Origin of the sequence: Aneurinibacillus danicus (assembly GCF_007991215.1) — a bacterium.
Classification (GTDB): Bacteria; Bacillota; Bacilli; order Aneurinibacillales; family Aneurinibacillaceae; genus Aneurinibacillus; species Aneurinibacillus danicus.
Window position 1 is genome coordinate 1 of the sequence record NZ_BJXX01000210.1, and the last position, 10,567, is coordinate 10,567.

A 10,567-nucleotide genomic window follows, 5' to 3' on the forward strand; every position below is an offset into this window, starting at 1 on the left:
ATGCGGGCCTATAGCTCAGTTGGTTAGAGCGCACGCCTGATAAGCGTGAGGTCGGCTGTTCGAGTCAGCCTAGGCCCACTTTTGTTTATATTTATAAAGACAATTATGACTCCGGGCAGCCGGGTCTTTTTTTGTATAGAAAAGTATATTTAGCTTTACAGTGATAAAGCAAAATATATTTTTCTTCCGTTTGTAAGCCCGGATGTTTTGCCGGTCCGGCCGAAGGGCCACAAAGCGGCCGCTTGTTTTCTGTGTGGAAAAAGAACGAGCGGCAACGTCCGCGAATTTTTCTTAATTTTGAACACTCCCACCACTTAAAATCTTACCATTTTTGAAGTGGGGGATTCCTGGGTCGTCCACCCTACCGGGCAGAATGGGTACGGTCATCTACGATGATGTTCCGGTTCGTACCACCAGGCTACCTCCGCAGTTCCTGCGGTTGGTTCGCTTACGCTAACAGTCTCATCCCTTCTCGCAAAATATTGATAGCGGCATTCGTATCGCGGTCATGATGCGAACCACACGCAGGGCAGTCCCATTCACGCAGGTTCAAGTCTTTTACGTCCTTGTTCCGGTATCCACAACCAGAACACAACTGACTCGATGGAAATCCCTTACTCACAATGCTGATCGTACGTCCGTACCATTCCGCTTTGTACTCCAGCATCGACCGGAACTCCGACCATGACGCATCGGCGATGGCTTTTGCCAGGTTGTGGTTTTTCTGCATATTTCCTACTTGCAAGTCCTCCAGGCAGATCGTTTGGTTTTCACGAATCAGCTTTGTGGACAGCTTGTGCAGGAAGTCCTGCCGGGTGTTGCGGATTTTCTCATGCAGACGGGCCACCTTGATTCTTGCTTTTTCACGGTTTTTCCCATCCTTTTTCCTGCGGGAAAAGATGCGTTGCCAGCGAGCAAGCTGCGATTCATACCTGTGTAAATATTTCGGATTTTCGACAGGCGGTTCCCCGTTCGATAAAACCGCAAAATGCTTGATGCCTAAGTCTACACCGACATGTTGATGGACTCTAGGCAACGGCTGAATCCCTACTTCGCATAGAAGGGAGACAAAATATTTCCCCGATGGATGGCGGCGAATCGTAGCGGAAAGAAGACGCCCTTCGATCTCACGACTTTTCGCAAAGCGAACAAATCCGAGTTTCGGCACCTTGATCTGATTGCCTTCCACCGCAAGATTTCCGTTTGTCTGTTTTGTGGTGTACGACTGGACAGGATTTTTCTTGCTTTTAAAACGCGGCCTGTCATTTTGTTTTTTAAAGAATCGCGTAAACGCATCCGCAAGATGTCGCACAGACGTTTGAATGGCAATGGAATCAACTTCTTTTAGCCATTCATACTCTTTCTTTAATGCAGGAAGTTGGGCGGAACATGTCCCATACGTGAGACCTTTTCCTGTTTGTTTGAAGGCATCCTTCCACGATGCGAGGAAATGGTTGAACACGAATCGGCAACATCCGATGGTTTTGTTGATGAGCGTTGCCTGTTCCACTGTAGGGTAGAGACGAAACTTGAATGCTTTGTGCCGTTTCATTCGTTTTTCACCTCCTTCGATTGCGTATATTTTACAGAATCTAAAGAGGAGAGAAAAGAACAGTCGAACAATGGACGTGCCAGAAGACACGCCTTGTCCGAAGCCCATTCATCCCCCACTTTCACTTCGGTTAGAAGCGGGAGTCTTCTCGGCCGATATGATAAAAAATAAAGCGATACCAAAAAAGCGATCTGCAACTAAGGCGGATCGCTTTTTTGGTTACGTAAGAGAGTTGGAGCCTACGGAATTCTCTTTTTTGTTATGCATTTTGCGAATAAATTCTTTTGTTAAAAACATTTCAAGTTCCGAAAATGTCCATCCTATTGCTTCCGCAAACTGCTTTAATGTCTCCTTCTCTTCTTCCGTCATATGAATTTCGATATATGATTCCCTTGCCATGCTGTTTTCATTCCCCTGATGAATTAATATTGCTTTACTATCTTTACACGTTTCTGCGAGTCATGCAAACACTTTTTATTCATTATCAACTATAACCTATGATTTTTTTAAAAGAACTGCTATGATTAAAATATTGAAAATTTAAACTATTAAATAAACGTGAAAATGTGTAGAAGGAGGAAATTGGGTATGACAGATACGCAGACGGTACAATACAGCAATATTTTGTTTGAAACGAATTCCTCGATTGCCTACGTAACGATGAATCGCGCTAAAAAACGTAATGCGCTTTCCCTTGGGCATATGCAGGAGCTGATTCATTGTTTCGAAAGCATCGCAAAGAACAAAGAGATTGCGGTTGTTATCCTGAGAGGAAGCGGGCCAGCCTTCTGCGCGGGTCATGATTTAGGTGAAATGGTGGAGCAGGCGCCTGCCTTCTACCGTAATCTGTTCGAGGTGTGCACAAAATTAATGGAAACAATTCAAGCGATTCCTCAGCCGGTTATTGCGCAAGTACATGGTATTGCTACGGCAGCAGGATGCCAGCTGGTTGCTACATGTGATTTGGCTGTAGCAACAGAAGACGCCCGCTTTGCCACCCCGGGTGTGAAAATCGGCCTTTTCTGTTCGACGCCGATGGTAGCGCTTTCCCGCGCAGTAGGACGCAAAAAAGCCATGGAAATGCTGCTCACGGGCGAAGCGCTTTCCGCTGAAGAAGCGGTCATGGCCGGCTTAATTAACAGAGTCGTACCGGCAGATAAACTCGAAGAGGAGACCAAAGCGCTCGCACTAAAAATCGCCGAAGCTAGTCCATTTACCGTAGGAATTGGTAAACAGGCGTTCTATAAGCAGCTGGATATGCCCCAGTCTCTTGCCTACTCCTATACTAAAGAGGTGATGAGCCTGAACGCCACCGCAGCCGATGCCACAGAAGGTATTTGTGCATTTCTCGAAAAACGCCCACCGAATTGGAAAGGATGTTAATCTAAATAATGAATACAACATGAAAGGATGGGAAATCATGAAAAATGAATTTGTGGTAAAACAATTTACTATTGCAAGAAACCGCCTGTTGAGCGCCCTGGAGAATGTAACAGAAGAAGCGGCCGGACAAAAGCCGGAAGGGTTCAACAACAATATTCACTGGCATGCGGGACATATTCTGCTTGTGACCGAAGCATTCTTATTTACAGTTCCGACCGGCTCCGGGAAGCTTCCGAAAAATTATAATGAGTTTTTTGCCAATGGAACCAAGCCGGATGATTGGAAAAGCGCGCCGCCGTCCCTGCAGGAAATTATCGATCAGCTTAAAGATCAGGAAAAACGCGCCAAAGAAAGTGCAGCGGCACGATTGGATGAAACGCTGTCTTCTCCGTTCTCTCTACAATCAGGTTTGCGGATGGAGACAGTCGGAGAATTAATGAATATGGCCATTTACCATGAAGCGGTACATACAGGTTATATTAACGCCATGAAGCGTATAGTGAATAAGCAAGCGACAAGCTCGTAAAAAGGAGGGGGCGATATGAGGCAGCTAACACGGCTTGAAGACATCGAGACACTTATCGCTACCCACAGGATGAGTTTTCTGTACATCTCTCAGCAAACGTGCAGCGTGTGTCATGCCCTATTGCCGAAAGTGGAGGCCATGCTGCAGAAGTTTCCGCATATAGAGAGTTCGTTTGCACAAATCGATGATATTCCCGAATTGGCAGGAAGGTTCTCCGTATTTACCGCACCGGTTCTGCTTTTGTTTGTCGAAGGAAAAGAAGTCATGCGTAAAGCCCGTTTTGTAACGATGGGTGAGTTAGAAGCGGACATACGAAAGTATTATGAGCTGGTTATGTGAACGACAAGCTGTAGGGGAACAAGGCAAGCACTGGTGAAACAGTCTTGCCTTGTTTTTTGTTTCCCCGTTTCTTCGCCATAATAAGGGTAAAGAATCAGTGAAACGTGAAAGAGTATAAACCGTATAAGTAATTAGAAACCTAATTAGGTTTCCGGGAAAGCCTATGGTAAGATAAAATATATGCCAAGGGAAATAACGGGGTGAGGCTCGATGAAAAGATTACTGACGACCGTATGGCGCATAATGCTTTCCGGTATGATTGCATTTGGAAGCTTATTTTTGTTTTTCTTTCTGTTTGACGAAGAATTTACACCCGCCTTTTTCGCAAGTGTAGCAGTCTTTGCCCTTTCGATGTGGATAAGCGGACGGCGCTTTGCGGCGCCTGCCACGCATGACTTCGATTTGGACAAGCAGGATCGCGTTTATATAAAGCAAAACTTACGGGACGCGCGCAGAAAGCTTAAAACCATTCGCCGTCTGCAGTTCCGTATTCGGTCCATTGCCATTTGGCAGAAGTCATCGCATCTGTACAAAGTGGCGCGCCGCATCTTGACGATTGTCGAGGAACAGCCATATCGTTTTCGTTCTGCCCGCAACTTCTTCGCAAGTTACCTTGACTCCACAATTACAATTCTGGAAAAATATACATTTCTTCTCTCGCAGCCGGTTCGAAACACTGAAATGACGATGGCGCTTAAGAAAACGGAGGCCATGCTTGACGATATTATTGCAGCATTGGAAGAGGAATTGATGCAGGTATTGTCAGATGATGTGCTTAATCTGGATGTGGAAATTGAGACATTGAAAAAATCGATTGGTACACGGTCTGAGCATACGCTTACGCTGCCGGAACGCGAAGAACATAAAGACGAAATCAAACGGTAGGAAAGCATACCGGAAGAAAGGGGAGATAATGGATGAGCCGCTCAAAAGAATACCCGTTCTTTATAAAAGCCGCAGAGCGTTTAGAAGCGAATGAGGAAACAAAACTTCCGCTTTCACGGGAACAGCAGATGCGGGTAAAGGAATTGGCGCGTTTAATCTCCCCGGAGCATCCACATACGCTGACACAATACGGGGCGGATATTCAAGGTAAGCTGGCCCGTCTGGCGGACGGCATGTTGAACCAGGTGCGCGCCCGGCAGACCGAAGAACAAATCGGAAGCATCCTGCGCACGCTGCTGGATAGACTGGGGGAGATTCATCCCGATGAAATATTTGCCGCCCAGCGCGGCTTTTTTGCTCGCTTATTCGGCTTTTCCTCTTCAAAAGCAAAACAAAAATTTCTGGCCCGCTGCCAGAAAACCAACCAGGAGATGGAACGAATGGCCGATACGCTGGAGCGCTTGCGCCACCAAATGCTTCGTGACACAACCATGCTGGACGTGTTGTATACGAAGAATAAAGATTACTTTAACGAATTGGATATGTATATCATTGCCGCCAGAGAGAAGTTGGAAGAACTGCGAGAACATACGCTGCCCTCTCTTCGGAAAAAAGCGGAGGAATCGGGGGGCGATCCGCTTCAGATGCAGGAATATATGGATATGGAGCGCTTTGCTGACCGTCTGGAAAAAAAGATGCAGGATTTGCTGATTAGCCAGGCTATTGCTCTGCAGACCGCTCCTCAAATACGGCTTATCCAGGAAAACTATGAGCTGTTGATGGAAAAAATTCGCGCATCCGTCTTGACGACGATCCCGCTTTGGAAAAGTCAGGTGGTAATCCTGCTTACGCAATTGCGTCAGCAGCAAGCACTCGCTGCACAAAGGCAGACAATGAAAGCGACAAAAGCGCTGTTGAAGCAGAATGCGGAAACGATCCACACCGGTAACAGGAAGATGGTTCACGAACAGAGCCATACGGCAGCCGAATTGGAGGCGTTCAAGGAGATGCAGGAAGAATTGCGAACGATTCTTGAAGAGACCCTGCATATTCAACAGGAAGGCAGCGAGAAGCGGAGGCAGATTGAACATGAGCTTTCACATATTGAACAAGATATGGTCGGCAAGCTAAGCAAAGCGAGCAATATCGGATAACGGAAAGGATAATTCGTTTGTTTCTTATAAATAAAAGACAGAAGTTATTTTTGCAGAGGAGAAGTGCCATGTTGGACATTGCTTTATTGGGCTGCGGTGGTACCATGCCGCTCCCGAAACGCTGGCTTACGGCCATGCTTGCTTCCTATAACGGTAAGATGGTACTTATCGACTGTGGAGAAGGAACGCAAGTAACGATGAAGATGCTCGGCTGGGGGTTTAAGTCGATTGAGGCGATCTGCTTCACCCATTACCACGCCGACCATGTGGCGGGCCTGCCGGGCCTGCTGTTTGCGATCGCCAATGCCGGAAGGACGGAACCGCTGCTGCTTGTCGGTCCACCCGGACTCGTCCAAGTCGTACAGGGTATGACGGTAATCGCGCCGCATCTCCCGTATGATCTTCATCTGGTCGAAATATCGGATCAGAAACCTACAGAGCAGCGCATCGGAGACTTTATCGTACGAACGCTACCTGTTTACCATACAGTGCCCTGCGTCGGTTATACGTTGGAAATCAAACGGGGGCGGAAGTTCAATCCGACAAGAGCGTCAGAGCTGGCTATCCCTCTGCCCTTCTGGGGCCGTCTACAGAAGGGAGAAACGGTTACCTATAAGGAGAAGACCTTTACGCCCGATATGGTGCTTGGAGAGCCGCGCAGGGGCCTGAAAGTGGCCTATTGCACTGATACACGGCCAGTAGATGAATTGGTTGAGTTCATTCGCGAAGCCGATTTATTTATCGGTGAGGGCATGTACGGAGACGCGGAGAGCTTGCCTAAAGCCGAAGAGCATCGCCATATGCTGTTTGAGGAGGCGGCCGTGCTGGCCCGGCAAAGCGGTGTAAAGGAGCTTTGGCTCACCCACTACAGTCCTTCGCTGCATGATCCGGAAGAATACATTGAGGTTGCTCGTCGCATTTTTCCGGAGACGAAGCTCGGGCATGATCGTATGACGACCAGTCTGTTTTTCGAGAAGGAGTAAATATTTGCGTGAAAGGTGACGATTGTCACTGAATGTATGCACACCAGGCCTTATGATAGACAAAAAGACAATAACAAGGTCTGGAGGCTATAATCATGAAAGTTGCAGAATTAAAAAATTTGTTGGAAGCTCGGACCATTGGCAAGACGAGCGTATTGGAATTTTCAAGCGGAGCCGTTATTAATCTACAGTTGAAGGCGGGACAGAAGGTTGGCCGACATCATACACCGAGTGACACAATCATACATGTCGTCTCCGGCCGGGTACGGTTCGGCGTAGGGGAAGAGACGGTGGATCTGACAAAGGATGTTGTGCTGCATATGGATCCGAAAGAAGAGCATGAGCTGGAGGCGCTTGAAGATACGAGCCTGCTGGTGATTAAAATAGGAAGCGACACGACGTGCGGCATGAGCAAAAACTAGAGGCGGGGAGATGCTTTCCCCGCCTTTTCTTTTTATGCATCGATAAGAAAAACTCGCGGGCCAAACGTTAAGCTTCTGTTGGGGGTGAGGAAACGTTTGGCCCGCGAGTTTTTAGTAAGGTTTATTTAGTTTGCGGAAAGAGCCAGCATGGTCTTCATGTCTTCTTGTGCATTACCGATGAGTTTAAGGCTGAATGCTTCTTGCAGTACGCTCAGTACGCCCGGTGTAATAAATTCCGGCGGCTTAGGACCGATGCGGATATCTTGAATTCCAAGACTGAACAGGCCGAGCAGGATAGCTACCGCTTTCTGTTCGAACCAGGAAAGCACGATGCTGACCGGCAGCTCGTTAACTTCACAGCCGAATGCGTCGGCGAGCGCCATAGCAATCTTTACCGTAGAGCCGGAGTTGTTGCACTGGCCAAGATCGATATAGCGCGGAATGTTTGTACCCGGAACTGTACCGTAGTCTACATCGTTGAAGCGGAACTTACCACAGGACGTTGTCAGAATGACCGTTTCCGGTGGAAGGGACGTAGCGAGTTCGCGGTAGTATTCGCCGCCTTTGCCCGGTGCGTCACAGCCCGCGATAACAAAGAAACGTTTGATTTTACCTGCTTTTACCGCATCGATGATTTCCGGAGCGATACCTAGAACTGTTTCGTGATGGAAGCCTGTAAGCAATGTTTGATCAGACTCAATATTGGCTTCTGGAAGCTCCAGCGCACGTTCAATGAGCGGAGTGAAGTCATCATTTAGGATTTTTGTTACGCCTTCGAGTCCGGCTACTTCATAAGAGAAGAAGCGGTCTGCGTATGTGCCTTTAATCGGCATCACGCAGTTAGTGGTGGCCAGGATGGCACCCGGGAATTCTTCGAACAGACGGCGCTGGTCGAACCATGATTTACCAATGTTTCCTTTCAGGTGCGGGTATTTTTTAAGTTCCGGATATCCGTGCGCCGGCAGCATTTCCGAGTGAGTGTAGATGTTGATGCCTTTGCCTTCAGTTTGCTTGAGCAACTGCTCGAGCGCAAACAGGTTATGTCCGGTAACGACAATGCATTTGCCTTCGATTTTATTCTGAGACACGCGAATTGGCTGCGGAATGCCGAGACGTTCCGTATGGGCGCGGTCAAGCAAATCCATAACACGCACCGTCGCCTGGCCGACTTTCATCGCCATGTCGATATGTTCCTGCATATTGAAGTTGGAGTTCGTTAATGTGAGGTACAGCGCCTCATGCGTCGTAGCATCCACAAACGGGTCGGAATAGCCGAGCTGGCGCGCGTGTGTCGCGTACGCGGCAATTCCCTTCAGACCGAAAATGATTGTATCCTGCAAGCTTGCGATGTCTTCATTTTTCCCACATACCCCGATAACTTTGCATCCGCCGCTTGGCGTTTGTTCGCATTGATAACAAAACATTTGTTATGCCTCCCCCTAGCATTGTTCCACCCTGTTGTGCCGGGTGAACCTTATAGTGCAACTATAAAGGGGAGAAGAGGAAAAGCCTGTGATACTTATCACAGATAAGGTACGTGTCACAGAATTTTCAAATTCAACTAATATGAAGAGGTTTTCGCGCTATATCGAAAGTTTATTCATGAAAGTTTCCGCCGTAACTTCTACAATGAAGATATATAGAAAGTAAGACAGGAGGAAAATAATGAAGAAACAAAAATGTCGTTACGGACTTATTTTTGATATGGATAACACGCTGCTTCAATCGAATATTGATTTTGCAGGAATGAAACGGGCTGTATTTGAACTGCTTACGGAGAGCGAGCTATGCAAACCGGATCTGGACTGGCGCAGTTATACCGCGTCCCAATTAATTGAGATGGCAAGACAGTCAGGCAGACTAAGAAAGGAAACCGAGGTGCGCATCTGGGATACGGTAGCTGAATTCGAAAAGGAAGGAATGCATGGGGCGAAGCTGGAACCCTATGTGACCGAGGTGCTTGATCAAATCTGCGGGGATTGCCATCTTGTTGTGCTAACCAATAACGCCTGCGTAGCCGCACAGGAAGCATTAAAAGAGACGGGAATCGGTCATTATTTCGATTATATCGTCGGGCGGGAGCAGATGACGGCACTTAAGCCGTCACCTTCAGGCGTTCATTATATCCTGCGTCATTATCCCGATGTACCTGCAGAGCGCTGGATGCTGGTCGGGGACTCCTGGATTGACGGCAAAGCCGCACAGGACGGCGGCATTAAATTTGCCGCTTATAAAGGAAGCGGCGAGGATATGAAGAAGAAAGGGGTGTACCCGGTTGCCCGCTTTACCGATATGCGGGAATTGGTAAACCTTTTGTTGTAGAAGAAACAGAGGTCGCAAAGTTCTTTAAAAACTGTTGAAGGATTCGAAGGTGGTAAGGAACACTCAATTTAAATTCTGATAAGAGTGCTTATATCTATTTCTAATAAATGGTAAAATTAATTAAGATATTTTATGTTAGAAGGAAATATGATTAAGGGAGATGATGTTATGAAAATGGATAAAGTCATTATTGCTTTAATTCTAGCGATTATCACCGGATATTTCTATAGTAGTTATGTAAAATCAATTAATAATACTCGACCTTTGCAACTGAAAACCCATAAAGTATCTATTCCGATTAAAAAATATAGGGTACTGATCTTTACTAATGAATCTACATCTTATATTAATAAACGATTTGCTCAACCACAGTTTTTAATTAGTTACCCTGTAGAAGAAATATTATTTTTAAATGAACCTTCTCGCGAGAAACAATTTGAACAATTTAGAATAAATGATTTTCCAACTATTATTTTACTAGATGAGAATAACAAAATCATGTTACGTTCAAGAGAAATAGACCCCGTGATAAAATTTTTGAAAAGTAAAAATATTTCTAAGCAATATTAGTAAACCATTAGTTTGAAGTATCGGGGACTTCTATTTTCTGCATCTTTAGTAGGCGCAACATCAATTGAATCTCATGAGTTAAATAGCTCTAATAACGTTAATCCATCTACTATTGTGCAACCTGATGATGTTTGGGTTACTACATACGTAGAAGTGGATAGATGGTATGGTTTGACTGATACATGGCCTGCTTCAATATACTATACTGGCGAAGAAGGAGTAGGAGAATTAACGGCAAAATCAATAAAGCGATGGGGAAATTCATGTATTGTTACATATGGTGGTATAGTTGGAAAGTACACCGATAGAGGATACTAACAAGATGTAAATAACTTTTATATCTGAGCCCTGAGCCGTGTGCTTGATTAGAAGACGAAAAAACTGAAGAATGTCCATACCGAATAGACGTAGATTGTGTGTCTAATGTCTAT

Annotated in this window: 12 protein-coding genes and 1 tRNA gene; 10 read left to right on the top strand and 3 right to left on the bottom strand. The window is 46.2% G+C overall.

Annotated elements, in window-relative coordinates:
• Positions 1–4: 4 nt before the first annotated feature.
• Positions 5–78, top strand: a tRNA-Ile gene (locus ADA01nite_RS20455).
• A 370-nt stretch (positions 79–448) separates the two neighbouring features.
• Here ADA01nite_RS20455 and tnpB read toward each other — a convergent pair.
• Positions 449–1,552 (bottom strand): IS200/IS605 family element RNA-guided endonuclease TnpB, encoded by a 1,104-nt coding sequence (tnpB, locus tag ADA01nite_RS20460; protein WP_146812287.1) that lies wholly within the window; start codon positions 1,550–1,552, stop codon positions 449–451.
• A 219-nt stretch (positions 1,553–1,771) separates the two neighbouring features.
• The gene (locus ADA01nite_RS20465; RefSeq protein WP_146812288.1) at positions 1,772–1,951 is read right to left on the bottom strand and encodes a hypothetical protein; all 180 of its coding nucleotides are present in this window, start codon (positions 1,949–1,951) and stop codon (positions 1,772–1,774) included.
• A gap of 189 nt (positions 1,952–2,140) precedes the next feature.
• On the opposite strand from ADA01nite_RS20465, the gene ADA01nite_RS20470 reads away from it, so the two are divergent.
• From ADA01nite_RS20470 to ADA01nite_RS20500, 7 genes are all read left to right on the top strand, one after another.
• Positions 2,141–2,935, top strand: a complete 795-nt coding sequence (locus ADA01nite_RS20470) for an enoyl-CoA hydratase (RefSeq protein WP_146812289.1) — start codon at positions 2,141–2,143, stop codon at positions 2,933–2,935.
• Positions 2,936–2,972: 37 nt separating this feature from the next.
• Positions 2,973–3,461, top strand: a complete 489-nt coding sequence (locus ADA01nite_RS20475; protein WP_170230404.1) for a DinB family protein — start codon at positions 2,973–2,975, stop codon at positions 3,459–3,461.
• Positions 3,462–3,476: 15 nt separating this feature from the next.
• Complete coding sequence (locus ADA01nite_RS20480; protein WP_146812291.1) at positions 3,477–3,800, top strand: thioredoxin family protein; 324 nt, start codon at positions 3,477–3,479, stop codon at positions 3,798–3,800.
• 210 nt (positions 3,801–4,010) lie between these two features.
• Positions 4,011–4,685: a 5-bromo-4-chloroindolyl phosphate hydrolysis family protein gene (locus ADA01nite_RS20485; RefSeq protein ID WP_146812292.1), complete on the top strand. Its 675-nt coding sequence runs from the start codon at positions 4,011–4,013 to the stop codon at positions 4,683–4,685.
• 32 nt (positions 4,686–4,717) lie between these two features.
• Positions 4,718–5,839 carry a toxic anion resistance protein gene (locus ADA01nite_RS20490; protein ID WP_146812293.1) on the top strand — a complete coding sequence of 374 codons (1,122 nt, stop codon included), beginning with the start codon at positions 4,718–4,720 and terminating at the stop codon, positions 5,837–5,839.
• A gap of 68 nt (positions 5,840–5,907) precedes the next feature.
• On the top strand, positions 5,908–6,822 hold the full coding sequence (locus ADA01nite_RS20495; protein WP_146812294.1) for a ribonuclease Z: 915 nt from the start codon (positions 5,908–5,910) through the stop codon (positions 6,820–6,822).
• Positions 6,823–6,917: 95 nt separating this feature from the next.
• Complete coding sequence (locus ADA01nite_RS20500) at positions 6,918–7,244, top strand: cupin domain-containing protein (protein ID WP_146812295.1); 327 nt, start codon at positions 6,918–6,920, stop codon at positions 7,242–7,244.
• 125 nt (positions 7,245–7,369) lie between these two features.
• On the opposite strand, the gene hcp is transcribed toward ADA01nite_RS20500, so the two are convergent.
• Positions 7,370–8,668: a hydroxylamine reductase gene (gene hcp / locus ADA01nite_RS20505; protein WP_146812296.1), complete on the bottom strand. Its 1,299-nt coding sequence runs from the start codon at positions 8,666–8,668 to the stop codon at positions 7,370–7,372.
• 241 nt (positions 8,669–8,909) lie between these two features.
• Here hcp and ADA01nite_RS20510 point away from each other — a divergent pair, with 241 nt between their 5' ends.
• Both ADA01nite_RS20510 and ADA01nite_RS20515 read left to right on the top strand, forming a co-directional pair.
• Positions 8,910–9,566 (top strand): HAD family hydrolase, encoded by a 657-nt coding sequence (locus tag ADA01nite_RS20510; RefSeq protein ID WP_246147440.1) that lies wholly within the window; start codon positions 8,910–8,912, stop codon positions 9,564–9,566.
• A gap of 168 nt (positions 9,567–9,734) precedes the next feature.
• Positions 9,735–10,136, top strand: coding sequence for a hypothetical protein (locus ADA01nite_RS20515; RefSeq protein ID WP_146812297.1), 402 nt, complete (start codon positions 9,735–9,737; stop codon positions 10,134–10,136).
• The last annotated feature ends 431 nt before the right edge of the window (positions 10,137–10,567 follow it).

What these genes read in the sequence shown, in the direction of transcription:
- tnpB (WP_146812287.1), bottom strand. Translation starts at nt 1,552, where the DNA reads ATGAAACGGCACAAAGCATTCAAGTTTCGTCTCTACCCTACAGTGGAA.
- ADA01nite_RS20465 (WP_146812288.1), bottom strand. Translation starts at nt 1,951, where the DNA reads ATGGCAAGGGAATCATATATCGAAATTCATATGACGGAAGAAGAGAAG.
- ADA01nite_RS20470 (WP_146812289.1), top strand. Translation starts at nt 2,141, where the DNA reads ATGACAGATACGCAGACGGTACAATACAGCAATATTTTGTTTGAAACG.
- ADA01nite_RS20475 (WP_170230404.1), top strand. Translation starts at nt 2,973, where the DNA reads ATGAAAAATGAATTTGTGGTAAAACAATTTACTATTGCAAGAAACCGC.
- ADA01nite_RS20480 (WP_146812291.1), top strand. Translation starts at nt 3,477, where the DNA reads ATGAGGCAGCTAACACGGCTTGAAGACATCGAGACACTTATCGCTACC.
- ADA01nite_RS20485 (WP_146812292.1), top strand. Translation starts at nt 4,011, where the DNA reads ATGAAAAGATTACTGACGACCGTATGGCGCATAATGCTTTCCGGTATG.
- ADA01nite_RS20490 (WP_146812293.1), top strand. Translation starts at nt 4,718, where the DNA reads ATGAGCCGCTCAAAAGAATACCCGTTCTTTATAAAAGCCGCAGAGCGT.
- ADA01nite_RS20495 (WP_146812294.1), top strand. Translation starts at nt 5,908, where the DNA reads ATGTTGGACATTGCTTTATTGGGCTGCGGTGGTACCATGCCGCTCCCG.
- ADA01nite_RS20500 (WP_146812295.1), top strand. Translation starts at nt 6,918, where the DNA reads ATGAAAGTTGCAGAATTAAAAAATTTGTTGGAAGCTCGGACCATTGGC.
- hcp (WP_146812296.1), bottom strand. Translation starts at nt 8,668, where the DNA reads ATGTTTTGTTATCAATGCGAACAAACGCCAAGCGGCGGATGCAAAGTT.
- ADA01nite_RS20510 (WP_246147440.1), top strand. Translation starts at nt 8,910, where the DNA reads ATGAAGAAACAAAAATGTCGTTACGGACTTATTTTTGATATGGATAAC.
- ADA01nite_RS20515 (WP_146812297.1), top strand. Translation starts at nt 9,735, where the DNA reads ATGAAAATGGATAAAGTCATTATTGCTTTAATTCTAGCGATTATCACC.